Annotated in this window: 26 protein-coding genes and 1 pseudogene; 11 read left to right on the top strand and 16 right to left on the bottom strand. The window is 68.1% G+C overall.

Annotated elements, in window-relative coordinates; translation table 11 throughout:
• Positions 1 to 44 precede the first annotated feature (44 nt).
• Positions 45 to 1,583 (top strand): class I SAM-dependent methyltransferase, encoded by a 1,539-nt coding sequence (locus tag IEY73_RS02175; RefSeq protein WP_189077299.1) that lies wholly within the window; start codon positions 45 to 47, stop codon positions 1,581 to 1,583.
• Positions 1,584 to 1,588: 5 nt separating this feature from the next.
• The gene (locus tag IEY73_RS02180; protein ID WP_189077300.1) at positions 1,589 to 2,431 is read left to right on the top strand and encodes a hypothetical protein; all 843 of its coding nucleotides are present in this window, start codon (positions 1,589 to 1,591) and stop codon (positions 2,429 to 2,431) included.
• Here IEY73_RS02180 and IEY73_RS02185 read toward each other — a convergent pair.
• Entirely contained in the window at positions 2,394 to 3,317 is a 924-nt protein-coding gene (locus IEY73_RS02185; protein ID WP_189077301.1) for an alpha/beta hydrolase family protein, read from the bottom strand. The genes IEY73_RS02180 and IEY73_RS02185 overlap by 38 nt on opposite strands.
• Positions 3,318 to 3,595: 278 nt before the next feature.
• Complete coding sequence (locus IEY73_RS02190; RefSeq protein ID WP_189077302.1) at positions 3,596 to 4,039, bottom strand: MarR family winged helix-turn-helix transcriptional regulator; 444 nt, start codon at positions 4,037 to 4,039, stop codon at positions 3,596 to 3,598.
• Between the two features lie 108 nt (positions 4,040 to 4,147).
• Here IEY73_RS02190 and IEY73_RS02195 point away from each other — a divergent pair, with 108 nt between their 5' ends.
• A complete protein-coding gene (locus tag IEY73_RS02195; protein WP_189077303.1) occupies positions 4,148 to 5,383 on the top strand; it encodes an FAD-dependent monooxygenase in 1,236 nt (411 codons plus the stop codon).
• Positions 5,380 to 6,108: an MBL fold metallo-hydrolase gene (locus IEY73_RS02200; protein WP_189077304.1), complete on the top strand. Its 729-nt coding sequence runs from the start codon at positions 5,380 to 5,382 to the stop codon at positions 6,106 to 6,108. The genes IEY73_RS02195 and IEY73_RS02200 overlap by 4 nt, the downstream gene beginning before the upstream one ends.
• Positions 6,109 to 6,216: 108 nt before the next feature.
• Here the strand turns inward: IEY73_RS02200 and IEY73_RS02205 are convergent, their stop codons facing one another.
• Positions 6,217 to 7,239 (bottom strand): asparaginase, encoded by a 1,023-nt coding sequence (locus IEY73_RS02205; protein ID WP_268240400.1) that lies wholly within the window; start codon positions 7,237 to 7,239, stop codon positions 6,217 to 6,219.
• A gap of 53 nt (positions 7,240 to 7,292) precedes the next feature.
• A complete protein-coding gene (locus IEY73_RS02210; protein WP_306661465.1) occupies positions 7,293 to 7,865 on the bottom strand; it encodes a flavoprotein in 573 nt (190 codons plus the stop codon).
• On the opposite strand from IEY73_RS02210, the pseudogene IEY73_RS02215 reads away from it, so the two are divergent.
• Positions 7,801 to 8,345: pseudogene (locus IEY73_RS02215) on the top strand (amino acid permease); the annotation flags it as partial. The gene IEY73_RS02210 and the pseudogene IEY73_RS02215 overlap by 65 nt on opposite strands.
• Positions 8,346 to 8,348: 3 nt before the next feature.
• A complete protein-coding gene (locus tag IEY73_RS02220) occupies positions 8,349 to 9,365 on the top strand; it encodes an acetamidase/formamidase family protein (RefSeq protein ID WP_189077306.1) in 1,017 nt (338 codons plus the stop codon).
• A 4-nt stretch (positions 9,366 to 9,369) separates the two neighbouring features.
• Here the strand turns inward: IEY73_RS02220 and IEY73_RS02225 are convergent, their stop codons facing one another.
• The 12 genes from IEY73_RS02225 to IEY73_RS02280 form a co-directional block, all read right to left on the bottom strand.
• Entirely contained in the window at positions 9,370 to 9,975 is a 606-nt protein-coding gene (locus IEY73_RS02225) for a DUF6346 domain-containing protein (RefSeq protein WP_189077307.1), read from the bottom strand.
• A 33-nt stretch (positions 9,976 to 10,008) separates the two neighbouring features.
• The gene (locus tag IEY73_RS02230) at positions 10,009 to 11,043 is read right to left on the bottom strand and encodes a hypothetical protein (protein WP_189077308.1); all 1,035 of its coding nucleotides are present in this window, start codon (positions 11,041 to 11,043) and stop codon (positions 10,009 to 10,011) included.
• Positions 11,040 to 11,354, bottom strand: coding sequence for a type VII secretion target (locus tag IEY73_RS02235; RefSeq protein ID WP_189077309.1), 315 nt, complete (start codon positions 11,352 to 11,354; stop codon positions 11,040 to 11,042). The genes IEY73_RS02230 and IEY73_RS02235 overlap by 4 nt, the downstream gene beginning before the upstream one ends.
• Positions 11,351 to 11,737, bottom strand: a complete 387-nt coding sequence (locus IEY73_RS02240; protein ID WP_189077310.1) for a YbaB/EbfC family nucleoid-associated protein — start codon at positions 11,735 to 11,737, stop codon at positions 11,351 to 11,353. Before IEY73_RS02240 ends, IEY73_RS02235 begins: the two co-directional genes overlap by 4 nt.
• 128 nt (positions 11,738 to 11,865) lie before the next feature.
• Positions 11,866 to 13,065, bottom strand: coding sequence for a 3-deoxy-7-phosphoheptulonate synthase (locus tag IEY73_RS02245; protein ID WP_189077311.1), 1,200 nt, complete (start codon positions 13,063 to 13,065; stop codon positions 11,866 to 11,868).
• A 4-nt stretch (positions 13,066 to 13,069) separates the two neighbouring features.
• On the bottom strand, positions 13,070 to 14,593 hold the full coding sequence (locus tag IEY73_RS02250) for an aromatic amino acid ammonia-lyase (RefSeq protein WP_189077312.1): 1,524 nt from the start codon (positions 14,591 to 14,593) through the stop codon (positions 13,070 to 13,072).
• On the bottom strand, positions 14,590 to 15,621 hold the full coding sequence (locus tag IEY73_RS02255) for an AMP-binding protein (protein WP_189077313.1): 1,032 nt from the start codon (positions 15,619 to 15,621) through the stop codon (positions 14,590 to 14,592). The genes IEY73_RS02250 and IEY73_RS02255 overlap by 4 nt, the downstream gene beginning before the upstream one ends.
• Positions 15,618 to 15,917: an acyl carrier protein gene (locus tag IEY73_RS02260; RefSeq protein ID WP_189077314.1), complete on the bottom strand. Its 300-nt coding sequence runs from the start codon at positions 15,915 to 15,917 to the stop codon at positions 15,618 to 15,620. Before IEY73_RS02260 ends, IEY73_RS02255 begins: the two co-directional genes overlap by 4 nt.
• On the bottom strand, positions 15,914 to 16,351 hold the full coding sequence (locus tag IEY73_RS02265; protein WP_189077315.1) for a hypothetical protein: 438 nt from the start codon (positions 16,349 to 16,351) through the stop codon (positions 15,914 to 15,916). The genes IEY73_RS02260 and IEY73_RS02265 overlap by 4 nt, the downstream gene beginning before the upstream one ends.
• A 6-nt stretch (positions 16,352 to 16,357) precedes the next feature.
• Complete coding sequence (locus tag IEY73_RS02270) at positions 16,358 to 18,121, bottom strand: prenyltransferase/squalene oxidase repeat-containing protein (RefSeq protein ID WP_189077316.1); 1,764 nt, start codon at positions 18,119 to 18,121, stop codon at positions 16,358 to 16,360.
• Positions 18,118 to 19,500, bottom strand: coding sequence for a phenylacetate--CoA ligase family protein (locus IEY73_RS02275; protein ID WP_229715380.1), 1,383 nt, complete (start codon positions 19,498 to 19,500; stop codon positions 18,118 to 18,120). Before IEY73_RS02275 ends, IEY73_RS02270 begins: the two co-directional genes overlap by 4 nt.
• Positions 19,501 to 19,583: 83 nt before the next feature.
• Positions 19,584 to 20,546: a LysR family transcriptional regulator gene (locus tag IEY73_RS02280; protein WP_189077317.1), complete on the bottom strand. Its 963-nt coding sequence runs from the start codon at positions 20,544 to 20,546 to the stop codon at positions 19,584 to 19,586.
• A gap of 147 nt (positions 20,547 to 20,693) precedes the next feature.
• Between IEY73_RS02280 and IEY73_RS02285 the strand changes: the two genes are divergently transcribed.
• Genes IEY73_RS02285 through IEY73_RS02305 form a run of 5 tightly spaced genes read left to right on the top strand, consistent with a single transcriptional unit; the run spans position 20,694 to position 26,349 of the window.
• Positions 20,694 to 21,920, top strand: coding sequence for a phenylacetate--CoA ligase family protein (locus tag IEY73_RS02285; protein WP_189077318.1), 1,227 nt, complete (start codon positions 20,694 to 20,696; stop codon positions 21,918 to 21,920).
• 26 nt (positions 21,921 to 21,946) lie between these two features.
• Positions 21,947 to 23,224 (top strand): ATP-grasp domain-containing protein, encoded by a 1,278-nt coding sequence (locus tag IEY73_RS02290; RefSeq protein WP_189077319.1) that lies wholly within the window; start codon positions 21,947 to 21,949, stop codon positions 23,222 to 23,224.
• A complete protein-coding gene (locus IEY73_RS02295) occupies positions 23,221 to 24,498 on the top strand; it encodes a diaminobutyrate--2-oxoglutarate transaminase (protein WP_189077320.1) in 1,278 nt (425 codons plus the stop codon). Before IEY73_RS02290 ends, IEY73_RS02295 begins: the two co-directional genes overlap by 4 nt.
• Complete coding sequence (locus IEY73_RS02300) at positions 24,495 to 24,968, top strand: hypothetical protein (RefSeq protein WP_189077321.1); 474 nt, start codon at positions 24,495 to 24,497, stop codon at positions 24,966 to 24,968. Before IEY73_RS02295 ends, IEY73_RS02300 begins: the two co-directional genes overlap by 4 nt.
• Before the next feature lie 31 nt (positions 24,969 to 24,999).
• A complete protein-coding gene (locus IEY73_RS02305; RefSeq protein ID WP_268240407.1) occupies positions 25,000 to 26,349 on the top strand; it encodes an amidase family protein in 1,350 nt (449 codons plus the stop codon).
• The last annotated feature ends 171 nt before the right edge of the window (positions 26,350 to 26,520 follow it).

A 26,520-nucleotide genomic window follows, 5' to 3' on the forward strand; every position in this document is an offset into this window, starting at 1 on the left:
ATCGGGTCGTGCTGTAGTCGTCGCCGGAGAGGTGCGTAGGTATCTTGGCCGAGGACGATGCTGCCGGCCCGGTCGGTACGTCCGGGGGCGGGAGATCGCGTTACGTCATCTCCTTCACCGACCTCGTCTATGCCGGTCTCCTGGGCTACGGCTTACAAAAGTTGGATATGGTCATCGGGCGTCATTGGGCTGAGGCCGCATTGACTGGAACCGCATTGCTGTATCTGATTTATGACTGGTACGGCGAACACAGTCTTGAAGTAAATGTGTCACTTGGTGCGGCCGCTATCCGCTTGGACTTCATCGCGCTCTTCATTTACTTTGGTCTGATCTATTTCTCTAGCGGAAGTTCCCAATACTTCGCCATCTTCATGGCACTGCGGGCGGCGCGGGGGATCGTGATTAATGTGATCCTCATCCGGCGTTCCTCGTCGCATGCCGCACGGCTGCATTCATACAACGTATCATCCGGGCTGATGACCGTCCTTTTCGTGGCGATGTATGCCGTCGACACGGTAGTAGGCTTTTCCCCGGTGGTGCGGCTGGCTGCGTCCTTCGCGTTGTGGCTGTTCGCCTATGCGGCTGCGCTCGCCTCTGAGCGCATATTTGCTGGCCGCATCGCCCGCCGCATCGCCGATTCAGTTCCAGAATCTGCAGGCGACCCTCGGCCGACGCCCGCGGGCGATGCCATCCACAATATTCGGGGTGGTCCGGCACGCAATGACCGCACGCCCGTGATGCGGCGCGCTTCCAGCACGGAAGGTATTCAGGAGGGAGGCTCTTCGATGGATGACAAGGTTGTCGAAACGGCCAAATTTTATGACGCATCTTCGCAGGTGTTCGTGCGCGACTTTTACGGCTCCGAGGCTGATCCGGCCATCGCCTTCGACGTCAGTGAAGTGTGGCGGCATATGCGAGAGAATCTCCAGCCGAATTCGTCGATCCTAGAAATTGGATGCGGCACGGGACATTGGCTGGCCCTCATGGCGAGGCACCTTGGAATCCGGCCAGTCGGCCTAGACATATCCCAGAATATGCTGCGTATCGCGCGGCATGCAGGCAACACGGAACTGGTGACCGCGGAGGCGTCTGGCCTGCCCTTTCAAGAGGGTGCCTTCGACGGCGTGATCTCACCGTTCAACGCGCTTGATCATACTGTTCGATACGCGCGCGCATTCGGCGAGATTCGCCGCGTGCTGAAACCGGATGGCTTAGCGCTTTTAATGCTGGACAACCGTCAGCGTCCCATATCGCGGTACTGGCACGTGAAATCACCCCGTATAGTATCGCGCAAGAGCGATCCTCGGCAGACCGAGACCTGGGTACACGCGGTGGACGGAGAGGACGTCGAGGTGTACAGCCACCTTTACACCTGCGCCGAGGTGCGCAATCTGCTGCGAGGATTTGAGATCAAGATTCTCGGCCTCGGCTTGATAACCCCTCTAATACCGCGATCCTTGAGGTTGCGCCAGCCACGCATCGTCGAATCAATGCTTAAAGTGATCGGCCCACTGGAACGCGTCCTGGCACCGCGCCTGCCACGTTTCAGTTCACAATTGTTAGTCATTGCACGAAAGCGTTGAGAGTCGTGTCCCTCATCGACTCGATCTGGTCGACAGCAGAAGGTCTGTTGTCTGACGAGGAATCGCAGGAACTGGTCATCACCGGCGCCTGGCGAACCGTCCTGTGGCTACGCCCATCAAGGCGAGAGATTACTTTCAAGGCCGAATACCTAGTAATCACCATTGAATACCAGGGCTGCTCGTTCGTAGCGCAGGATATCCTGGACAAGGATCTGCAGTGGCTGGTTGGGAAGCACTACTCGGTTGCACGGCAGGCGTCCCTCCCCGTGCGAATTGCAGTTGCCGATGCATTATGCGCGCACCCCTCTCGGTCAATCACCCCCGATGCCGAGGAGTTGCTTGACGGCAGTCCCGAAGAGAAGGCTTTGTGGCGTGCACGTATCGTCGCGAGGGAAACCGCTGCCGCGCTGAGATCCGCACAGCCGATCAGCAATCGCGACGACGGATCGGTGGCCCTCGTCGGCGTGTCCGCGCTTATCGCAGATGAGCTTCTTCACCTCAGCCGACGGGTTGAGGCTTTTGACCTGTACCGGCCTCTTGTGAATTCGCGCCTGCGCAATGGAATTCTGATACGTCATGGATCAAAGCTGCTGGAGTCTCTCCACACGTTTAGCGCTGTCGTGGTGACGGGCATGGCTTTGTCGACCAATACGTTGCAGCAAATACTCATCAATGCTGGAGCCGCGCGGGTACCGGTCGTTGTCTATGCACAGACCGGAGCGAATATTGCACCGTGGTACGTGCGCTGGGGTGCACAAACTGTGATCGCTGAACCTCTGCCGTTTTACAACTTTCAGGGGCTCTCTTCTATCAGGATTTATCGACGTGCCGGGCCGCCCACCCGGTGACGAGAGCTACTAATTCCTCTTCATGGTTGAGATACTGATGGTCAGCGCCCGCCACAACCGCCGTCGTGACGTCGGCCTTCTCGCCCAGCAGGGATCTGCATGCCGCGGCCGCCTCCGCTGACGGCAAGCCCGCGGTTGCGATGTCGTGCTCGCCATAGAGGAGCAATGTCGGAATATTGACCGAGGCTGCCAAGCCGCTCGACGACTCGGGCCGGCGAAGTCGAAAGATATTCAAGTCACTCTGCGTGCCGAACATGTCGCGGTACATTTCCGCCGAGATGGGACTGCTGTACATCCAGTCGGGCACAAATTCCTCACCGTTTCCCGCCGCGATGAGTGACGATGCTAGCTCTAACGCCTCGTCATAACGTTCACCCAATGCCGCTTCCTGCATTTCAATATCGTCCGACGGCGACATCAGAATGAGGCCGTCTATCCGCGCGTTCTGGCGTTTTGCAGCATAGTATGCGACCTTCAGCGCACCGTGGCTGTGTCCCGAGAGGATGATTCTTTTCGCGCCGATCTGAGTATGGCAATAGTCGATCCAGCCATCCAGATCTGGCAGGCAGTTGCTGAATATCTCATAAGAACCGCCGTTGCGCTTCCATGTATACGATCCGTCTGACCAATGACGGTGGTAGTGGGTATAGTCTTGTGCGCGGGTGTTCACCGCAACCATCGTCATTCCAGTCTCCGATACGCGGCTAAGCATTTCATCGACGAAGGCCGGCATGTGAAAGTTTTCAAACATCCCATGAACATGGACCAGAGTCGTTGGTGCCGTCTTGACATCAAGCGCCTCGACGACAAATCCTTCGAGCTCAATATCATCGGTGGTGCGTGCGCGGGCCAGATAGCCGTTAGGGGAGCGGTTTGCTGGGATCATCGTCGTTCCTCGCAATCGCCGGTTTGCGTCAAGGTACCATGTGGCGCTTGCATTGTTGCAAATCGCGCGGCACGGTGGTGATGGCGTAGGCAGTGCTGATCTCTGAGGCCACATCGACATCTGGACCCGGGCTCGGATGGAAATGATGCTCAGAGGTCTGCCGAAGGTGCGTTACGGCCAACGTCATGGCGTGCAGCCTGACTCATTTTATAGTCCGCAGGCGCAATGGCGTCCGCGTGCCGCCGAAACCGTGTCGGACCGGACGGGACGAGTCGCCCCTATGCCCGCATGGCGCGCATGACGTCTCGCAGAAAGTCGACAACGGCGCGGTTCTCGTCGGGGGTGAGCGCCCTGCTGGCCTCGTCGATCGCGAGGATCGACGGTCGCAGGAAGTCCAGTGTTGCCCGGTGCGCCGTCGGCGTTGCGGCGACGGTGACGCGGCGCCGGTCGTGGGGATGACTGGTGCGTTCCACATGGCCGGCTTTCTCCAGCCGGTCGATGAGCACGGTCACCGAGGGCGACCGGATCCCCAGCCGCGACGCGAGCTCGGCGGGTCCCATCGGCCCGTGCTGCTCCAGCAGCGACAGGGCGCTCATGTCTGTGGCGTTGATGCCGAGTTCGCGGGAGGCCCGCGCGGTGAGTTCGTGCGAGGCGTTGATCACGTGCTGCACCGCGATCGTGGCGTCGGCCAGCTCTGGCAGCTCGTACGGCTGATCGTCCATCGGACCTAGCTCCATTGCCTAGTTACTAGAGAAACTATATATTTTGCGAAGGCGCGGCTCCTCCCGGCTGCCGTAGCCCCCTCGACGCCGAAGGACGTGTCATCATCCATGCCCGCACCTCGCATTCTGATCTCCGGCGCCAGCATCGCCGGCCCGGCTCTGGCGCACTGGCTCAACCTCGCCGGCTGGACCACGACCATCGTCGAACGCTTCGAGGGCCTGCGTGACGCCGGCCAGAACATCGACGTACGCGGCGCCGCCCGCGAGGTGATCCGCCGGATGGGCGTCGAGGATGCCGTCTTCGCCACCGCCAGCGGCGAACAGGGCACCGAGATCGTGGACGAGCGGGGGCGCACCGTCGCGTCCTTTCCGAAGACCGCCTCCGCGATCGACGGTGCGACCGCGGAACTGGAGATCCTGCGCGGCGAACTGTCCCGTGTCATCGTCGAGACCACCCAACCTGCCACGGAGTACATTTTCGGTGATCAGATCACCGGTCTCGACGACCGGGGTGATCGGGTCGACGTGACCTTCCGCCACGGCGCGCCGCGGTCGTTCGACGTCGTGGTGATCGCCGAGGGGCTGACGTCGCGGACCCGATCGATGGTGATGCCCGACGCTCAGATCAAGCATCTCGGCCTCTACCTGGCTTACCTGACGATCCCCCGCGCCGCGGACGACACCGACTGGTGGCGCTGGCACACGGTTCCCGGACGGCGGGCGGTGACCGTGCGCCCGGACAACTTCGGCACCATCCGGGCCACGCTCGCCTTCATGTCCGACACCCGCGGACTGGCGGATCTCAGCCGGCCGGACCAGACGGCGATCCTGCGGCGGAGGTTCGCCGGCGTGGGCTGGGTGGCCCCTCGGATCCTGGACGGGCTGGACGCCGCCCCGTACTACTTCGACGCGGTCGGCCAGGTGCGGATTGCGCGGTGGAGCAGAGGGCGCGTCGGCCTGGTCGGCGACGCCGCCTACTGCCCGGCGCCGTTGAGCGGGATGGGGACCAGCCTGGCGTTGGTCGGCGCGTACGTGCTCGCCGCGGAGTTGGCGACCGCGCCGGGCCCCGGTTCGGCGTTCGACAACTTCGAGCGCCGGATGCGGCCGTACGTCGCCGCCGCGCAGACCCTTCCGCCCGGCGTGCCCGGGGTGGCCTATCCCCGTACCCGTGCCGGGGTCACCGCCATGCGGATGCTCACCCGTGCGGCCGCGAGCCCTGCGGCACGCCGGCTCGCCCTGGCCGACCGGCTGAGTTCCCGGCCCGCGGACAAGATCACCTTGCCCGACTTCTTCCCGGGCCGAAGGCGGACCGCCGGTGACGTCGGTGCGGGGGCCGTGGCATGACCAGCCCACAGGCGATCGCCCCGGATCTCTGGGTGCTGCCCACCTCGGCCAGCAACGCCTACCTGTGGCGCACCACCGCGGCGCGCTTCATCGTCGTCGACCCTGGCCTCTACGGCGACGAGTCGGCGGTGCTGGACGCGGTCGCCGAACTCGGTGGCAACGCGCACGACGTGGCGTCGATCGTGCTCACCCACTTTCACAGCGATCACGCGGGCGCCGCGTCCGCACTCGCCGCGGCGACGGGTGCCCCGGTGTGTGCCGCCCCCCGCGACGCGGCCGTGCTGCGCGGCGAGACCCCGCGACCGCTACCCGATCTGACCGCCACGGAACGCCCACTCTACGAGCGGATAGCCGCGTCCCATCCCGGCAACCTCGAAGCACCGCGCTGCGCCGTGTCGGTCGAACTTGAGCACGGTGACCCGGTTGACGACGATGAAGAACTGATCGTCCACGCCGTCACCGGCCACACCTGGGGGAGCATCGCGGTGCACATTCCGCGCCGCTCAGCGGTGCTCACCGGCGACATCGCGGTCAGTGGACCCGGCGGTGAGGTCACCCTGGGCCCGTTCAATGTGGACCGTCGCAGGGCGCGGCGTGCGCTGGCCCGCCTGGCGACGCTGAACGCCCGTGTCGCGGGCGTCGGGCACGGTCAGCCGCTGCTGCGCGGCGCTCACGAAGCCCTGCGCCATGCGGGCGACGCAGCTTCGGCTTCCAGCACCGGCTGATGGACACGGCGACGCCGGCCGAACTGCCGAGCGCCCGGTCGTACGGGCCCGGTTCGCCGGGGGCGCGCTGATGACCATGCACCTGGGCCGAAGCCCTCGGCCGCGCGATCAGGGCCAGTCGGTCACGGGGCCGAGACCGCCGGCCGCGGCGAAGGCCGCACTGATCTGCTCGTGGTCTCTGCCCGCAGCGAGGGCGAGCATCAGCAGGATGCGCGCCTTGTACGGGTCGAGCAGGCCGGCCGGGATCATTCCGCGACCGAGCAGATCACTTTCGGATCCGGGAAAGCCGTACGTCCCGGCGAGAACGGGACCGCTACCGGTACGCGAGGTGAGCACCACCGGTATCCGAGCGCCGACCGTGGTGAGTGCGGGCAGCCACGGCTCGGGCACATGCCCGACACCGAAACCGGCCACCACGAGCCCGTCGACGGCCCGTGCGACGCCCTCCATCATCGAGCCGTCGTCGCCGAGCGTCGCGGTGTACAACCCGATGCGGGGGAGCCGGTCACGGGGTGCGGGCAGGGTGTGCCGGCCGGGAAGCCGGTTGACGATGATGGCGCTGCCTTCGACGAGATGGCCCAGCGGACCGCCGTTGGGCGAGACGAAGGTGGCCACGCTGGTGGAGTGGCTCTTACGCACCCGGCGCGCGGCGTGGATGTCATCGGCCAGAACGACCAGGCAGCCGAGGTCGCGAGCCGCCGGGCTTGCGGCTACCCGGATAGCGGCGAGCAGGTTCGCCGGTCCGTCCGCGCCAGCCTGTGTGGGGTTACGCATGGCCCCGGTGACCACGATCGGCTGCGGGCCGGGGTGGAGCAGGTCGAGCAGATAGGCGGTCTCCTCGATGGTGTCGGTGCCCTGTGTGATCACCACCCCGGTGAGTCCGCCGCCCAGCCGGCGGGTGATCTCGCCGTACAGTTCGATGATGTCGGCGATGGTCAGGGAGGCGCCGGGCTGGCTGCGGAAGCTCAACACGTCGATGTCGAGGCCGGCATCCGCGAGGCCGGGGACGGCGTCTACGAGCTGCTGGGCGGTCAGCGACGGGGTGACACGACCCGTCTGGTCGACGGTCATGGCGATGGTGCCGCCGAGAGCGACCACCAGGACCCGCGGCCGTTGCACCGATGAACGCACCAGTGAATGATCGCACCCGGCACGGGGAGCCGACGAAATTCTCGGGGATGAGATCATGCCCTACCCGGGTTTCGAGTCACCGCGAGCAGAGCCGTCTGCCAGGGGAACTCGTGGGCCTGCTGGTCTCCGGTTCCGGGTGGGTGGGGTTTCCATTGACCGGGCCCGAGCAGCACCGTGACGTCCTCGCTGCGCAATGCCTCGACTGCTTGTCGGAACGGACGACGAGCGGCGAGTGCGGTGTTGACGAAGGGCAGAATGGCCGTTGGCGTTTTGCGGCCGATGGCCTCGGCGGCGACGTTCAGTGCGTAGGTGTCATTGATGCCTTGTGTCAACTTATTGATGGTGTTGTAGGTAGCTGGGGCGATGATCAGCGCGTCGGCGTCGCTGGACCGTGTGCGTGTCCGTCCTACGGGTGCGTAGCTGCTGCGGACGGGAGAACCGGTTCGCTGGGTGATCGCTTGCTCGTCGATGAAGGTGAGGCCGGCCGGTGTGGCGACGACGTTGACAGTCCATCCGTCGGCCTGGGCGAGATCGATCAGGGTTTCGGAGTGCGGCGCCGGCGGGTTGTTGTTTATTGCGCAGACGTGGGTGGCGGCGATCCTGACCCCGGACCCACAGGCGTTGATCGTCGGCGGGGATCCGGACGGGACGGCGTTCTACACCGCCGCGCAGGTGGCGGCCGGGCCGTGGTTGGCCACCGTCTGCGCGGTGGCGACCGCGGTCGCGTGGGGTTTGCCGGACTCGATGGTGGCGCAGGTCGCGATTTCCCGGCTGCTGTACGCGATGGCCCGCGACCGGCAGTTGCCGGCGTTTTTGGCGAAGGTGTCGCGTGAGCGCAACGTGCCCCGCAACGCGATCCTGCTGGTGGCCGTGGCGTCGCTCACGTTGGGGCTGTCGATGAGTGCGCGGGGTGATGGGATTGCCTTGCTGTCGAGTCTGATCAATTTCGGGGCGTTGACGGCGTTCCTGCTGCCCAACGCCTCGGGTTCGTGTGGATCGGTGTGGGCCTGCTGGTCCTGGCCGGTTTGTATCTGGCCGGGCGGCGGCCGGAGCTGTCCGGGTTCACTGCCGGGCGGCACGCCGACCCGGTCCGGGAAGGAGTGTGAGTCATGAGCGTGCACGAGTACACACCTGCCGCTGAGGATCTGAGGTTCACGTTCGGTGGGGCGGCGGCACCGGTGGCGCGGCTGCGCAGTGGTGACGTGGTGTCTACCGTGACGGAGGACTGCTTCGGCGGGGCGGTGCGCTCGGTGGAGGATCTACCGTCGCGGGTGTGCGCGCCCGGCCGGCTGAACCCGGTGACGGGCCCGTTCTTCGTCGAGGACGCCGAACCCGGGGACACCCTCGCCGTGCACGTGCTGTCCATGGTCCCGGCCCGCCCGGTCGCGGTGTCGAGTACGTTTCCACATTTCGGGGCGTTGACCTCCACCGCGCACACCGCCACGTTGCAGCCGCCGTTGGAGGAGCGGGTCTGGCTGTACGAGATCGATGCGCCGGCCGGGCTGGTGCGCTACCGGGCACGCCGGTCGCCGTTCATGGTGGATCTGCCGCTGGCGCCGATGCACGGCACCATCGGCGTCGCCCCGGCCGGTGGGGAGGCGCGCAGCTCGATCACCTGCGACGCCCACGGCGGGAACATGGACACGCCCGAGGTACGCCCGGGCGCCACCGTCTATCTGGGAGTGAACGTGCCCGGGGCGATGCTCGGCCTGGGCGACGGACACGCCCGGCAAGGAGCCGGGGAGGTGGCCGGGGTGGCCGTCGAGGCGGCCATGCACACCGTGTTCGCCGTCGAGGTCATCAAGGGCGTGGCGACGCCGTGGCCACGGATCGAATCCGACACCACGGTCATGAGTGTGGGCTGCGCCCGCCCGCTGGAAGACGCGTTCCGGATCAGCCAACACGACCTGGTCACCTGGACCGCCGACCTGACCGGCCTCGACACCCTCGACGCCTACCAGTTGGTGGCGCAGGCCGGCACCGCGCTGGTGGGCAACGTGTGCGACCCGAACTACACCATGCTCGCCGCCCTGCCCAAACACCTGCTACCCGACGCCACCACCGTGTACGGCGGCGTGCACCAGCGGCTACGCGCCGTCCCCGTACCGGCCCCGGTGGTGGGCTGACGGGTCACCGTCGGCGCACCAGGTTCCGGATCGCGATCACCAGGGTTCCCACCAGCAGCAGGGCGGGCAGGGCGGCCAGGACGACCAGGATGACGCCGAGTGCGGTGATCAACGGGCGGTGGGGGAGTTCGGGGCGGGAGTAGGTGACGCCGCCGCCGCGGAAGCCGGTGCCCTGGCCGATGGTGACGGTGGTGCCGACCTCGTCGGCGTGCAGGAAGTTGCGGCGGTCGAAGGTGTGCCGTTCGGTGAAGCCGCCGTTCCAGACGATGTCGGCGGTGCACTCGTCCCAGTAGCCGAAGCCGCGGCCGATCGGCCCGTGGCGTTCGCAGTCGACCACGGTGGCCTGGCCGGTGCGGTCCGCGTCGGCGAAGTCCGGGCCGGTCCATCCCTGCACGGTCAGCGCCAGTTCGCCGAGGACGAAACTGGCAATCGCCAGCGCGGCGAGGAACAGCCAGCCGCGGCGACGTGCCGGCCGGCGCGCCGGTGTCACCGGGGAGACGGCACCGGCGGGGTCTGGCCGGGCGGGCAGAGCCCCGTCGGCGTCCGCGTTGTCCCGGCCGATCTTGTCCAGCCGTTCCTGCATGCGGCGTCGGTGGGCGTCGTCGCTCATGGCAGCGGGCCTCCGATCACAGCGGGCCTCCGATCACAGCGGGAGTTGGATCGGTGTGTCGGGGTGCGGATCCGGCAACTTGTCCCCGGTGGCGCCGCTGTTCTGCAGACCGTTGTTGACCGAGGACGCCTTGAGGGACTCGCCGACGACGGCGTCGGTGGCGCCGTGCACGGCGGTGTGTCCCTGGCTGATGGTCTGGTGTGCGCCCTTGAACGCACTCCACCCGTCGGCCACCCCGGTGACGGCGCCGCGTTCCATCATCTCCCCGCCGGCCTGGGCCCGGTAGGCGCCCATGACGAGCGCGCCGTTGGTGCCTTCCTTCAGTGACGCCGAGATGCGTTCCAGCAGCTCTCGCAGGGCTCCGATGTCGCCGGACAGCTTGCCGACCGAGGCGACGAGCCGCTTCAACAGGTTCATGATCTTCGTGGTGCATTCCGCGACGAGGAGGGCGACCTCGGCGACGACCTTCGGAATGGTGACCACCAGCACGGCCTGTACGGCCTTGGACACCGCCGCGCCGACGACCTCGGCGATGATGTCACGCACGGTGTTGCGGACGACACCGACCATGGCGCCGGCGATCAACGTCATCTTGGCCATGCCTTCACCGATCGCGCCCAGCGCCTGCACGTCCTCGACGTGGCGGGTGGCGCGGCCGCGGTAGGCGTCGGCGGCCAGCGCGGTCCAATCCGGAGTGGACCGGCGCACCTCGCCGGCATAGTACTGCGCGGCGAAGTCGATGCGTTGCCCGATGTTGCGCCAGGTCTGCGCGTGCCCCTCGATCTCCTTCGGATCGCCACAGAGCCAGTCCAGCGGCTCGCGCAGGAACGACACGTGCTCCATCAGCCATCCGACCCCGGCGGCGAAGATCGCCTGGAACGGGTCCATCACCGCGCCGATGGCGGACAGTCCGGTGGACAGCAGGTTGCCGCCCATGCCCAGCCAGTCGCCGTTGCTGAACCCGTCGACGGTGCCCATCACCGATTCGAGGATGCCGGCGCCCTCGTACCAGCCGGTGGACGCCTCGGGCGCCACCACGCCGGCGCGGGTGAAGGCGTAGTCGCTCATTCGCCAGATCCGGCGATGCGGCGGGCGGCCTGCGCGTCGGACAGGTCGAAATCGGCGGCCATGGCGCGCAGCGTGTCGGCCAGCCGCTGGGTCGCGGTGGCCGCCTGCCTGATCTCGCCGATCGCGTGATCCTGGAACGGGTTCAGCAGTCCGGTGAACTGCGGTCCGACCAATGTGCCGTACGACTCGGCGCTCGCCTGCACGTGCGCCGCGCCGGCCAGGCCCTCGTCGATCATGTCAGCGGTCTCGTCGACGGCGCCGGCATGCCGGCGCACCGCCTCCGCGGACAACTTGATGTCTGGCTGAGTCATCGCCGCTCGCCGCCCTCGTCCGGCTCCACAGTGGGAAATCTTTCGGTGTACGTCTGAGAGATGAAACGGGCGGTGTCCGAGTCGTCGCCGTAGAGGTCCGACACCACCTCGCCCATCGACGCGGCCAGCCGTGCCTGCGCCTGCTGCGAGGTCTGCAATACCAGCTCGGCCAACCGTTCGTAGCCCAGCCGCTGCGCCGCAGCCCCGAATCGCAACGCCGCCAGCCCGCCGGTGGAATCGACGGTCACCCGCACCGCGCCGTCGCCCGACTCCACCGTTGCCGAGTGCCGCTCCAGGCGGGCACTCAGCAACTGCGCGCGTTCGGCCTGCTCTCGTGCCTGCAGCTCGAAGGAGCGCAACAGGTCTTCCGGCGAGTCACTCACCCAGGACACCTCCCCGTCGAGGGGATGATAGCGATCGGATTCACCTTCATGAACCGCCGAGGGCCACCTCGTGCGATGTGGGCGAGGTCATTTCACACCGATGTGGGGAGAGGTGGTTCCCCTGAGCCTCAATCCGCCTTCGCGTCAGCCATCAGGTCCGCGGTCCGCCTCACCAGTCTCTCGGCCTGGTCCGGATTCAGGCGCGGATCGCAGAGTGGAGCCGGGGTGGCGAGTGGCGCCCCGGGCCGGCCACGGTCGCATTCGCAAACGTCATCCGGGGTCATCTCGAGGTGGATGCCTGACGGACGCACACCCCTACGGCGTAGGACCGCGATGAACGTCTCGATTTCGCGGGTGATGTCGTCGAGCATTCTCGTCTTCTCCCCGTCGGTCGCCCGCCGGGTGTTTCCATGCATCGGGTCGCACATCCAGAGGAGGCTGCCGGACTGCGCGGCGAGTGCGTCCAGCAACGGGGGCAGCGTGTGCGCCACCCGATCGGAACCGAGCCGCAGGATCAGGGCGAGATTCCCGGGTGGTCGGCGGGCAGCCAGCTTACGGACCAGGGCTGCGACTTCCGGCGGGCTTGCGGATGGGCCGATCTTCACCCCGATGGGGTTCTGGATGGCCTCGGCGAATGCGACGTGCGGTCCGTCCAGGCGGCGGGTGCGGTCACCGATCCAGAGCATGTGAGCTGACGAGCTGAACAGCCGGTCGCCGTGCCGCCGCAGCAGTGGTCGTTCCAAATCGAGCAGGAGCGCCTCGTGGCTGGCGAAGACCGGGGCGAACGCGTGGTGTGTCAAACCTGTGAACATCAACTCGGGCGGTAGGAGCGAGGCGAGCGCGGTGGCTGTCGCCATGTACGCCTGCGTCATGCGCCGGGGGTCCGGGCGGCGTGCGTCGGGCGTCGGCTCGGGTGAGTTGATCGCATCTCCCCGATAGACGGGAAGGGTCCCCACGCCGGGCAACGATTCGGTGGGCTGTGACCGGGGTTTGGAGTACTGCCCGGCCAGCCGTCCGATGCGGACAGCCGGTATTCCCGTCACTCGTTCGAACAGGTCGCCGAGGTGGTGCAGGAGTGCGGCCTTGGCGCGGACCCGATGCCCGGCACTGTCTGCGAACGGCTCGGCGCAGTCGCCGCCCTGGATGACGAAGGCGTCGCCGCGTCCGGCGGCGGTTAGCTGGGTGCTCAGGGCGAGGCACGCATCGGGCCGTACCAGCGGCGGCCGGGCAGCTAGGTCCCGGATGACCTGTTTCGCCAAGGCCTGGTCGTCCCAGACGGGTTGTTGCGCGATGACGGCGGGTGTCTCGTTGACCGTAAGCACTCTCATCCTCTCATCGAGCTGACATCGGTTCGGCGGTCGGCTGGAACAGATCCGCCGCGGCGGCTGCCGCCGCGCGAACCTCACCGGCGAGTGGCCGGTCCTCGTCGAGAGCCGGCACATTCGCCGCGCACCAGTCCCATATCGGGTGACCGGTTCCGCCGTGGGGCGTACTGCCGTGAAAGGCAAGTTGATGTGTCGCGAGCACCAGCGTTCCCATGATCCACCAAGCCCGCTCGAGCATCGCCCGGACTGCGTTGGCCGCGTTGAGTGCCATCGGCACGTGGTCTTGGTTGCCGAGGTTGGTCGGGACGGGGGTCATCGAGGCCGGGTAGCCGAGCTGGCGGATGGCGCCCAGATGGGCGGTAGCCGCGATCTGCGCCCCGGCGAGGCCGCTGCCCGGGCCGGGATGTGGCGTCAAGAACGGCGGCCGGCCGCCGTTGCGTGCCGGGTCGACAAGCAGCGCGAGCTGCCGCTCGGCGAGATATGCGACCTGATGCACGCAAAGCGCCTGCTGCTCGACCGCCAAGACGACTGGCGCAGCGTGGAAGTTGCCGCCGTGCAGGACTACGCCGTCGACGAGCACAGGGTTGTCGGTGCATCCGTCCGCCTCGGTGGCGAGGATCGCCCCTTGCGCACGGAGCTGGTCCAGCACCGCCCCCAGCACCTGTGGCGCACAGCGCAGCGAGTACGGCTCCTGCATCGGGCGCCGCAGGTCCGGTCGTACGGCACCAGCCGCCGCGCGGATCCAGGCGGCGGCGGTCCGATGCCCGGGATGCCCGCGGACCGCCGCCAGGGCCCCGGTGTACGCCTCGGTGCCGGCGCCGAGGCGTGCGACCACCACACCAGTGATCTCGGCGCTCGCCCGGACCAGGGCGCACAGCCGAGCGTGATTGTGCAGGGCCAGCGCGAGCGCGGCGCTGGTGCCGTTGACGAAGCTGAGCGCGGATCTGGCGTCCCATCGCACCGGTCGTAGCCCCTGGCGGCGCAACGCTTCGTGCGCCGGTTCGCGGGCGTTCCCGCCGTGTGCCGGGTCGGCCCACGCCTCACCGTGGCCACCGGTTGCCTGGGCCGCGTGGGCCAAAGGAATCAGATCACCGCTGGCGCTCAGGCTGCCTTCGGCGGGCACGACCGGCGTGAAGCCGGCATTCCATTGCCGGGCGAGCGCGTCCCAGGTTCGCGGGTCGACACCGGAGTATCCACGCCGCATGCTCTGGAGCCGGAGCCACACCATCGTCCGCACGACGTCCGGTGGCAGCGGGTCGCCCTGGCCCGCGCCGAGGTGTGCCAGCAGCCCGGCCGCCTGCTTTGACGGGTCAGGGTCGGCCTCGTACTGGACCAGTGCACCGAAGCCGTGCGTGACTCCGTACACGGGTGAGCTGGCGGCAACATAGCTCATCCGGCGGCTGGTGATCCTGAGGCTGCGCCGTTCGGCGTCGGTGAGCAGCAGGCATGAGCCCCACCGGGTCCGCGCCACCAGACGCAGCACCGGATCGGTATCAGGGTGGTTCTCGATTGCTGTCCCGGCAGAGGTCATGCCCGCACCGCCGACCGCTGTGCCGTTGCAGCGTGCAACTGGTCGAGCTTGAGTTTGCCGGTCGCCGTTCGCGGAATTCCCGGCACCGCGTGCAACGTGCGGGGAACCGGACGACCCGCCAGCGCGCCCGGAAGGCGATGCCAGACGGTCTCGTCGGTCAGTGTGCCCGCGAGATCGTCGTAGTAAAGCTCGTAGTGCTCGCCGCGAAGGGGGTCGCGCATGGCAAGGCACGCAACCTCCGTGCCGAGGACCCGGCTCGCGTCCGCCGCGACCGCGTCGATGTCACAGCGGCGCCCGTTCACTTTGACGAGGCCAGTCGATCGGCCGACATGGTCGAAATGCCGCGCGTCGACGGGCCGGATCAGGTCGGGCAGCCGCAGCGATGGCGGCGGGGTGGGCGCGTTGGCCGGGCGCGCGAGGCGCGGGCTTCGCACGTGCAGGGTTTGGAGTTCGCTGGCCGGCCCGTCGGTGACGAGACGGACGTCGGGCAACAGCCGCCACGGCCGGGCCTGAGCCGGGTCGGTGGACATCTCGCGGTAGGCAATGCCACCGGATTCGGTCGAGCCGAAGAGTTCGACCGCGCGGAATCCGCTGCCACGCAGTTGCGATACCACCCGTGCTGCGGCGGGTGTGACCGGGCCGGTGCCATGCAGCGCCACGGTGCCGGGCAGTTCACGAAGTCGCGGAATCATCCGTTGCAGCACCGCCCATGTCGACGGCAAGCAGACCAGGAGCGTGCGGGCGGTCTTGATCAGATCCGGTGCTTGGGTCGGATCGGTGTGCAGGTCCTGGACCGGAATGCCCCGCAGGCGGGGTAGCACGTCGCCGAACAGCCGTCCGAACAGGTGCTCGGCGGGTGCGAAGGTGACGACCCGGTCGACGGTTCCGATGATCACGTCGCCGATCATCTGCGCTTCGGTCCGCAGTTGGTCATGCGTACGCAGCCACAACGTCGGCTTCCCGGTGTGGCCGGACGTGTGGAACCCGACCTCCGCATCCCCCTGCGGTTTCTCCCTCGGCACGGTCACCGGTGGGCTCGCAGGCTGGCCTGGTCCTCGAGGAGGTCGTGGACGAATCCGGTGATGGCCGCAATGCTGCGGAACGCGTGTCGGACGTCGTGCTCGATGAAGTCCACCTCGATGCCGAATTCCGCTTCCACGAGACCGATGCATTCCAATGCCGTGAGGCTGTCATAGCGTGGGCCGAGCGCGTCCGGCAGCGGTGTCTCGTCGGGCACGGTGTCGAGTGGCCCGAGCCGTTGGCGCAGCGCGTCACGAGTCCGGCTGCGAACGTCGGCCGGGGAGGGAACGGCGGAGCTGGTCATGTCGGATTCTCCTCGGAAGATGTGGACCTGTTGGTCATCGACCGTTCGTTAGCGCGCTCCAGCCCGCCTCGTCGGACGATGTACACGTCAGCAGGTGAGGTCGCGCGGAATTCCAGGTAGAACAGGGCGGTTTCGGGGCACACCCCGAGGGCATCGGCGACCTCGTGGGCGAGATCGGTACGGAAACGCTCGTCGCGGTCCGGGCCGATCCGGCAGGTGACGACCGCGTGCCGGAGCGAGCCCTGCCGGCGCGGGAACGCCTCCACCGGCAGGCCTCCCGTATAGGTCGACTGCGGTGACGGCTCCTCGAAATTCACGAGGACGTGGGCTGGCTCGACATGCCCTCGGGTGGACAACCACCGGGTCAGGCGTACGGCTATCGCGCGGCGTCGTCCGGGCGCGATCGGGTCGGTGCGGATGGTGATCGTCGGCATCGATCGTCACGACAGGGAGACGGCCGGCAGCACTGTGGACGCGTCGGCCAGGTATCGGTCGAGCAGTGTGCCGAGGCAAGCGGCGAGCGGGCCGCCGGGCATCGCGGTCAATGGTGTCCAGGCGTACCCGCTCGGAAGGCGAAGCCGAGGCATCAGTTTCGCCGGCGCTGCGATGTCCGCGTCGATTCCGTACCGGCAGGCAGTCACCACGGCCTCGTACGTGCTGAGCAGATCGGGCACCCGAGCGCCGGTGTCGGCATGGCCGCCCGAGGGCACTCGGTGCCGATCCAGCAGCCTCACCAGCGAGGCCGTGTCGGGCGGGCCGACGCCGCTGCACCGGCCGAGCGCGGCGAGAATCCGATGTGCCTGCAACCCGGCACGCAGGGTAGGCGGCGCTCCCGGTACGTTACCGAAACCGGCGCCGCCGTCCGGGTAACCGCGGCGGCAGGAGGTGACGAAGGCGGCAAGCCGGGTGGTGTCCAGCACTGACCCGAGCGGGGCGCCGAGGATCCCCGCGCACTCCGCAGCGGCGGCGGTGGAGACCATGTCGGAACCGCGCCCCTGCCAGTAGCCGACACCCCCGTCCGGGTTCTGCATGGTGGTGAGCCAGTGGAGCACCCGCCGGGCCGATGATGGCTCGCGCAGCGCGCCCGCTGCCAGAGCCCACAGCGTGCAGCGCACCTCCGCACCGCGTGCGGGCATGTACATGGCGCCGCCTTCGTTGGGAAGCTGGCACTCGTTGAGCCACTCACGCAAATCTGCCGCTCGGTGGTCACACGGTTCGGAGCTCAGTATGGCTGCGGCCGTGGTCAAGGCATCCGCGGCCTGGTCCGGCGATCGGTAGGTGTAGCCGCCGCCGGCAATCGCGAATCGGCCGATCAGGCCGGCCACGGCCGTGGCGACCGGCTCGACGGGCCGGTTCAGGGCGATCAACGTTCCGACGGCGCAGAACGCTGCCCACACGTCCTCCACGGGATAGCCACGCCATCGGACGAACCCACCGTCCGGACCGCGCAGCGACGCCATCCACCGCGCGCAGTCGCCGGGCCGGTCGGGGGCGGCACCGAGCAGCTTCAGAGCTGCCGTGGCCCGGTAGGTAGCCCATAGGCACGGCTCGTCGGCGGTGTCAGTGAAACGGAAGCCGCCAGTGCTGTCCTGTTGTCGGCGCAGCCATCCGATCAGCGCCGGCACATCCCACGGCGTCGGCCCGCTTCGCACCCCGCGCAGGCTGTTCCACGCCCGGGTCGCGTAATGGCAGGCGCGAGTGTCTGCCGTGCCGGTGGCGGCGTGCTCGGGGCTCCACGACAGTCCCCCGTCCTTCGTCTGCAGCCGTCCCAGCCAGGCGAACAGCGCTGCACGGTCAGGAACCTGCTGGCCGCAGATCTCCGTGGCGGTCCGGCAGGAGTAGTGCGTCGCCCAGACGTCGGGACACTGGCCGGGCACCATCGCGTACGCCTCGCCAGACCAGGTGGCGCGCACCCATTCACCGGTGTGCGCCCGTGCGACGGCGCCGCGACCGAGGTCGGCCAGGGCCTGGGTGCAGTAGAACGTGGCCCAGGCGTCGGAAAGCATGCCCCGGCTCCACGCATAACCGCCGTCCCCGTTCCGCCGGCCGGCCAGGTACGCCGCGGTGCCGTCGGGATCGGCCACCGCATCGAGGCGGTTGAGCCACGTCAGTGTGCGGATCGCCGCATACGTGCACCAGAGGTCGGGTTCGCGGCTCGGCAGGTCGGCGCCGTGGTCTCGCCGAGCAGGGTTCGCCGGGGTCACTGCTGCGTTCCGTCCAGCACCCGGACGTTCGACCGCTTCCAGCTCTTCTGCGATGCGCCTGCCTTTGTGGTCTCCGGCAGAGAGTTGACGAACACCACGTCGTCCCAGCTGAGTCCCAGGGCGTCGGACGTGGCGGCGAGCACCCGCCGGGCGAGGCCCGGTTCGGCCGCGCGGTCCCAGTCGATGTCTCGTTCGAGCACCAGCCGGGCATAGCCGCCGTCAGCGCCGATCTCCAGCAGGTAGCCGGTGGCGCTGCTCGCCGAATAGACGACTTCCTCGATTGCCCGGACCGACATCGACGTGCCGCGCACATGGACCATGTCGGTGCCTCGCCCGCCGACACTGACGATCGGCGCGGCGTCCCCGCAGTCGCAGTCGCCGCCGATGGTGACGTCGTCGCCCGTGTCCAGCCGCAGCACTGGCCTGGCGAACAGGTTGAGCGGCGTGACGACGAGCCGGCCGCGGCCCTCCGCAGGCAGGCCGACGAGGCCGGCGTCGGTGGCGAGTTCGAAGTAGTTGGCGCAGGGCAACAGGTGTAGCTGGCCGAACGTGCAGGTAGCGGCCAGTGTTCCTGTTTCCGTGCTGCCGTAACTGGCATCGTGGGCAACGGCGTCCCACCACTGGCCGAGCCGCCGCCGCAGCGGAGCCGTGTTCACCTCGCCGAGCAGCATCATCCGCTGAACGGGTTCCCGCAGCTCCGGCAGCACACCGCGACGTTTCGCCAGGCGGGTGAACTGCATCGCCACGCCGGGAGCGAGGAACATCGCGGTCGGGCGCAGGTGGCGCCATATGCCGATGATCCGGTCCCAATCACAGATCCCGGTGGTGAACGGGTACGCCCGAGTATGCGGAATGCCGAGGTATTCGCACACCCCGGCCACCAGGTCGGCGACGGGCACCACGTCGCTGGGCAGCAGGATGATCACCCGGTCGTCCGGGCTCAGCACCCGCCGCCATGCCTCACCGACGGACACCACGTTGAGGATGATGTCGTCGGCCAGCCGCGGAGTGGGTGTGACCCGGCCGGTGGTGCCGGTGGTTTCGTAGTATTTGGCACCCGGCCCGGTCTGCGGGACGACGTAGTTCCACGGCGTCGCCTTCAGTTCGTCCTTCGACGTTGATCGGATCTCCTGGAACGCGGCCGCGGAGTAACTGCAGAGGTGCTCGTACGCCGGTGTCCGGCGTGCCCGCTGCCAAACTTCCCGCAGCCGCGGTTCGTAGTAGTCAAGCCCCGGCATGATGCCCATCCGGGCGCGTGCCTCGTCCTGGGCGGCACAGAACCGCTTCCAACGTTCAGCCGTGTTGATCAGCACGGTCACCTCCGTGGAGGGTGTCAGCTCGCGGGCGTCGATCATCGCCCGCCGGTCGCCACTCACCATGGGCGGCGAAGCTTGGTGTGTGGTAGCCGTTCGCTTAACGCCCTGCTGTCCGACAGCGGACGACCCGGACGGTGCAGCGCGGGTCATCTCAGTGAACGGAGGCTCCGAGCATGGCCGTCGACCGGTCGTACGCGTGCGGTGGTCTCGGCATAGGCGATCATCGCGAACTCGACGAACGCCAGGACCGTCGAGTTGGCCTCGCCTCGGCGCCAGGCAAGGCTGAGACCCACTGCAGGCTCGGGTGCGACGAATCGGCGGATCACCACAGCCGGGATGCGGAGCACCTTGACCGCCGCCGCGGTGACAAGTGCGATGCCGGCACCCTCGGCGACCGCGGCGAGCATGAAGTCCTCGCTCGGCTCGGTGCGTACGATCCGTGCCGCATCGGCGTCGCCGTAGACCTGATCGAGCATCGACGCCCACATGCCGGGGGCGTTCTGCTGCGGAAAGAACACGAGCGGCTCGGCGGCGAGGTCGCTGCGGCGCAGTCGTCGGCGCCGGGCCAGAGGATGGTCGCGGTGCACCGCTACCACGACGGGTTCTTCGGTGAGCGGCTCGCTCACGACCTCCGCGCGGGCCGGCAGCGGTGGCCTGACGAAGCCGACATCGATCTCGCCCTGGGCCAGCGCGCGCAGATTGCCGGCGGTGAACGAGGTGGAGGTGGTCACGCTGACCGCCGGGTTCTGGGCGCGAAATCCCGTTATCAGGTTCGCCGCCATGCCCGGTCCGGCAGAGCGGGTGTAGCCGACACGTACCCGCCCCGACCGCCCGGACGCCAGGTTGCGGGCAAAGGCGGTGACCCGGTCGACGCCGTCGAGTGCCTCGCGCACCAGGGGTAGCAAGGCGGCGCCGTCGTCGGTCAGGCGCGCACCGGCCGGGGTCCGGTCGAACAGGCGAAGGCCGAGTACCCGCTCCAGCCGTTTGATCCGCTGCGACAGGCCCGGCTGTGCGATGTGCAGACGCATGGCCGCTCGTCGAAAGTTCTGCTCCTCCGCGACGACGGCGAAGTACTCCAGATGCCGCAGATCCAAGCGTACCGGCTCCATGCTCCGCCGCTCCAGTGATCGATGCTCGCCCGAGAACTCGGAGTTCTCATTGGAGCACGGATCGGTCTTGGACGACACGCACAGGCCCATGGCGTACTGGCCTGACCAGCCGGCCGCGCGCCGGGCAACCGACGACGAGGAGACAGCATGACGGCTATCGAAGGGGTGCGCCGGGAGGATCGGCAGGAATCGGTCCCCGCCGGCCTGGAGCAGTTGGTGCAGCGGGTGGCCACGCTGCCGGCGCTGCGCGAAAAGTATCGCGGCATGCTCGGCTCGGCCATGCCCGCGCTCGCTGACGTGCCCGTGTTGACGAAGGACGAGATGCGCATGGCGCTCGACGACCTCGTCGAGCGCGCCCGGGACGCCGAGTTCGGCGCCTATGTGTACGGCAGTGGCGGCACGACATCCGCACCGAAACTCAGCCTGATCCCGTCAGACATGTTCGTGCCGGACATCGTGCGGCGGTGGCGTCCGTTGGACCCGGGGGACGTGCTCGTCAACATGAACACCCCAGGCCGGTTGTGGTCCTCACACAACTTCTTCAACGCCCTCGCGCACGATCTGGGTGCGGTCACCGTGCCGCTGGGCTCCGTGGAGCGCGACGAGCTCAACGACTGGCTCGACTTCTGCGAACGGGTGAAGGTCACCGCGATGGACGGTACCCCGACGCACATCGCGCACATGCTGGAGTTCTGCGCCGACACGGGTCGTCGGCCGCCCGAGTTTCGCAAGCTGCTGTGGACCGGTGAGCCGTACTCCGAGCGAGCAACGCAACTCGTCGCGCAGCTACTGCCGGACGCCGATGTATACGGCATATACGGCAGCACCGAGACGTGGGTCATCGGGCACAACGGCCCGGACTGCCCGACCGACACCTTCCATGTGCTTCCCTACCAGCATATCGAGCTCGACGATGGGGTGGTCCTGGTGACCAATACCCACCCGCGGTGTTTGAATCCGGTGCTGCGCTACCGCGTCGGCGACCGCGGCGAGTTCGTGGCATGCCCGTGCGGCGACGGCACGGCACTGCACCTGACCGGCCGGGACGACCCTCAGATGAAATTCGTCAGCGTCCTCGTCACGCCGCGGGAGATCGCAGACGTGGCGCTTGACGATCCGGAGGTGCGCGACGCCCAGATCGTCGTCTACCGGCACGGCACGCCCACCGAGCACATGCAGGTGCGGGTCGTCGCGACTCCCGGCTGCCCGGCTGAGGCGCTCCGCGAGCGGTTGCGTGCGCGCATTCTCACGCGCGTTTACCGGCTCGGCTGGGCCGTCGGCTCGGCGCCGGAGTCATTCGACGTCCAGGTGGTGGAGGCGCTGGCGGTCAACCCTCGCACGTACAAGACGCCCCTGCTGGTGCAGGAGACGTGATCGAGCGCGAACGGAGGTGGGCGAGTGTGAGCGGCAGCGGCGGCAAGTGCATCGTCGTGGTCGACGCCTACTCCTCGGCGCGGCGGCTGGCGCCGCTGTTCGCCGAGGCCGGTTATGACTGCGTCCACGTGCAGAGCGACGCCACGGTGCCGGCGGTGTACGCGACCTCCTTCGAGCCGGACCAGTTTGCGGCCAATCTCGTTCACGGTGGGGACCTCCGGGCGACGGTTGCGGCAGTTGACGGGTATGCGCCCCGGTACGTGCTGGCGGGAATGGAGACCGGAGTGGAGGTAGCCGATGCGCTCAGCGAGGCGCTCGGCCTGCCGACCAACGGCACAGCGTTGAGCGCGGCCCGTCGAGACAAGTACCGCATGATCGAGGCCGTCAAATCCGCGGGGCTGCCCGCTGCCGCCCAGGTCGCCAGCGACGACCTGGACGAGGTGCTCGCCTGGTACGCGGACGTCGGTGGACGGGTGGTGGTCAAGCCGCCGCGCAGCGCCGGGAGCGAGGGAGTCGCCTTCTGCACGGATGCGGAACAGACGGCTCGCGCCTTTCACGCGTTGCGGGGCAGGCGCAATGCCCTCAACGGCGAGAACGACACGGTTGTGGTCCAGGAGTATCTGTACGGCGCGGAGTACTACGTGAACACCGTCAGCCGGGACGGCCGGCATCACGTCTGCGACCTGTGGCAACGCACCCACGTTACGGCGCACGGCGTGCTGGACCTGCTTGACAGCACACACCTGATGCCGCGCTCGGGTCCCGAGCAGGACCGTTTGGTGGAATACACGTTCGCGGTGCTTGACGCACTGGGCATCCGCCACGGCCCCGCGCACGCCGAGGTCAAGCTGACGCCGGACGGTCCGCGCCTCGTCGAGGTCGGGGCCAGGCTGTGCGGTGCCGACTTGCCGCAGTTCGCCCGCGAGGTGCTGGGTACGAGCCAGCTCGATTGGACGGTGCTGGCCGCCACCGATCGGGCCGGTTTTCACCATGCCGCCGGCAAGGCGTACCAACTGCGTGGCGGTGCGGCGGCGGTCGCGTTGCTCGCGCCCGAGGACGGATGGCTGGTGCGCTACCGCGGGCTGGCGGCGCTGCACGAGCTGGAAAGCGTCCAGGAGGTGCGGATCGCCGTCCATCCCGGGCAGCGGATCCGGCGCACGATCAATGACTTCGGCTACCCGGCCGCGGTCTACCTGCGCCATGAGGTCGCCGAGGTGGTGCGCCGCGATTACCGCAGCATCCGGCAGATCGACGGTCCGGCACTGTACGAGATCGAATCCGACCGTGAGGAGGTCTGCTCATGACGTTGTCCCCAGCCACAACCGGCACGAATGTGTCCACCTTCGAGGAGAACGAGTCCGAGGTGCGGTTGTACTGCCGCAAGTTCCCGGTGGTGTTCGAACGCGCCGATGGGGCTCATCTTTATGCCGAGGACGGTCGCGACTACCTGGACTTCTTCTGCGGCGCGGGCGCGCTCAACTACGGCCACAACCCCCCATGGATAATCGATGACCTGCGAGCCTACCTCGACGAGGGTGGCATCCTGCACGGCCTGGACATGTACACGGTGGCCAAGCGACGTTTCATCGAGGCGTTCCGGGAGACCGTACTGATCCCGCGCGGCCTGCGGTACAAGCTGCAGTTCTGCGGGCCCACCGGAACCGACGCCGTCGAAGCGGCGCTGAAGCTGGCTCGCCGTGCCACGGGTCGGCGGACCGTGGTCTCCTTCGGTGGCGCGTTCCACGGCATGTCCCGCGGCTCGCTCGGCGTCACCGGGAGCCGCCGGGCCCGCACCGCTGGCGGGATCTCGGCCAACGAAGTCGTGTTCGTTCCCTACGAGGACGGACCCGCGGGCTCGTTCGATTCGATCGGCTATCTGCGCCGGCTGTTTGCCGACTCATCGTCGGGAGTCGAGCCGCCTGCTGCGGTCATCGTCGAGGCGATCCAGGTCGAGGGCGGCATCTATCCGGCCTCGGAGGGCTGGCTGCGGGGTCTGCAAGAGCTGACCAGGACGTACGGCGCGTTGCTGATCTGCGACGAGATCCAGATCGGTTGCGGCCGAACCGGAGACTTCTTCGGCTTCGAGGCCGCTGGGCTTGAGCCGGACGTGGTCACGCTGTCCAAGTCGATCGGCGGTGCCGGCCTTCCGCTGTCACTCGCCCTGATCCGGCCAGATCTCGACGTATGGAACGCGGGCGAGCACACCGGCACCTTCCGCGGTAATCAACTGGCGTTCGTCGCCGGGGCCGCAGCCTTGTCGGTGTGGCGCGGTGATGCTTTCCCCGCCGCCGTCGCCGAATCCGGTCGCCTCCTTGCGGCACTCGGTGCCCGCTTGCAAGCGGCGGACGCCGCGCTGCGGGTCCGCGGACGAGGCATGCTGCTCGGCATCGATCTCGGCCGGAGCGGCGGCCCGGAACGGGCCGCCGCGATCCAGCAGCGCTGCTTTGCCGACGGTCTGGTGCTCGAGTTGTGCGGCCGTGACGACGAGGTGGTGAAGGTCATGCCCCCGTTGACCATCGCCGCCAGCGACTTGGAACGCGGCCTGGCCGTGCTCGAAACCGCGGTACGGACGACGTGACCGCCGTGCTCGAACGTCCCGGCGCGTTCCCGGCTCACCGCCGTGCCGCGCCGGTGCGGCTGTCGACCAGTTTGGTGACCGCGGCGGGCGACTGTGTCCTGGCGGCCAATCGGACGCAGAACCCGGCCGGCCTGGATTGGGCATGGGTCGCCCGCCGAGCCCTCGCCCGCCTGAAACCGGTACACGCGGCCGGTCTCGTCCTGCTCGGCCGCGACATCGGCGACGGCTTCCGGGTGCGGTACTTGACGATCGTCGGCGACGCCGTACCGACCAGTGCTGCTCTCATGGGCGGTGCCAGGCTGATCGGCCAGGAGTACGGCTACCGCCACGTGGTGCTGCACTGGGCCGAGTGGACGGGCGAAGCCGCGCTCGGTCCGGAGCGGGTGAGCGTGCATCTCGGCGACGTCCGGCTCGACGGCCCGGCCGTGACCTTGATGTCCGGAGTGATCGGCCTCGATCTTGACGAATGACGATCGATCGGAGGATTCTGTGTCCGAGCCGATGAATTCCCCGTCGAGCGTGGCGGCGTCCGCGCCCCCGCCAGTGGTTCGGCTTCCGCTGCGTGAGCGCGCCAGGCTGTTGTCCGCCGGCGAACTCGACCCTGAGGATTTCAGCGCTGCCGCAGACGCCTGGGCGTGTCGCGCTGATGAGCGGTACCGGGCCTGCGTGGAGATGCGTACCGGTCGGGCAGGCCCTGCGGGCCTGCGTGTCGGTGTCAAGGACTCCATCGATGTGGCGGGTTTCGCCACCCGTGCGGGCCTGTCCGGCTACCGCCGGTACCCGGCGCGGTCCGCAGCTTGTCTGGACGGTGTCCCGCCGGATGCGATCGTCGCGAAGCTGATCACCCCGCAACTCGGAGTCGGCATCGAGCAGCGGTGCGTCAATCCTTACTTCCCGCACCTTCACCCCGCCGGTTCCAGCACCGGCAGTGCGGTCGCGGTCGCCGCGCACATCTGCGACATCGCGGTCGGGACCGATTCCACCGGTTCGGTGCGACTGCCGGCCAACGCGTGCGGGGTCGTGGGCCTCCGTCAGACGTTCACAGCCGATCTGCTGAACGGCCTCTTCGAGGTGTCCCCACTCATGGACACACCGGGCTGGTTCGCCCGGACTGTGGACGATCTCGCCTACGCATGGGAGCGGTTCACCCACGGTGAAACGCCGACGGCCGGCGATCCGCATGGCATGCGGATCGGGGTGCCGGCCGGCTGGTTCGACGACTGCGCCGCCCCGATCGCCGGGGCGCTCGGCAACGCCGTGAAGGCACTGGCGGAATCGGGACAGACGCTGGTCCCGGTGGAACTGGACGACCTGGTCCCCGGCCGGCTCGCGGTCTGGGAAATCTGCCTGCGTTCGGCCTGGGACCTGTTCCGCCGCCGCGCGCCGTACCTGCGTGACACCCTGGACGAACCAACCCGGCTGGCCCTGGAGTACGGCGCTTCAGTGACAGACGACCGGTACGCCGAACTGGTCACCGCACTGCGTGCCACCCGTGGCGCGGTGCTGGACCGGTTTCGGCGCCAGGGCGTGGCCCTCTGGCTCACACCGACCACCGGCCGATTGCCACGCGACCGGCGGGGGATGCCATCTGCCACCTCTGTCGTCCCCGACTTCACCGACCCTCAGGTCGGCCGAACCCTGGACAGCCTCGCCGCAGCAAGCTTCCCCGGTCTGCCGGCGATCACGCTTCCGGTGGCTGTGGACGCCGAGCATCGGGCACCGGTCGGTCTGCAGATGATCGGTCCGCCACACAGCGAGGCGACCCTGATCCGGTTCGCCGAGACGGTCTCCGCGTGCGTCGGCGATCTCGACCTGCAACCGCAACCAGTGCCTGCCGCGGAGGCGGAGTGACCATGCGCGACGATGCAGCCGCAACCTCGGCCGATTCCTCGGCGTACCGCCACGGGCTGGCGCCATTCCTGTCGGTTTGGTGCCCCGGTGTTGTGCTCGTCACGGCATGCGGGTTGTGCCTCTTCGGACTGAGCTGGTGGATATCGCGCGGGCCCGGCGGCGGAGCCGGGC

The sequence above is a fragment of the Mangrovihabitans endophyticus genome (assembly GCF_014646155.1).
GTDB lineage: Bacteria > Actinomycetota > Actinomycetes > Mycobacteriales > Micromonosporaceae > Actinoplanes > Actinoplanes endophyticus.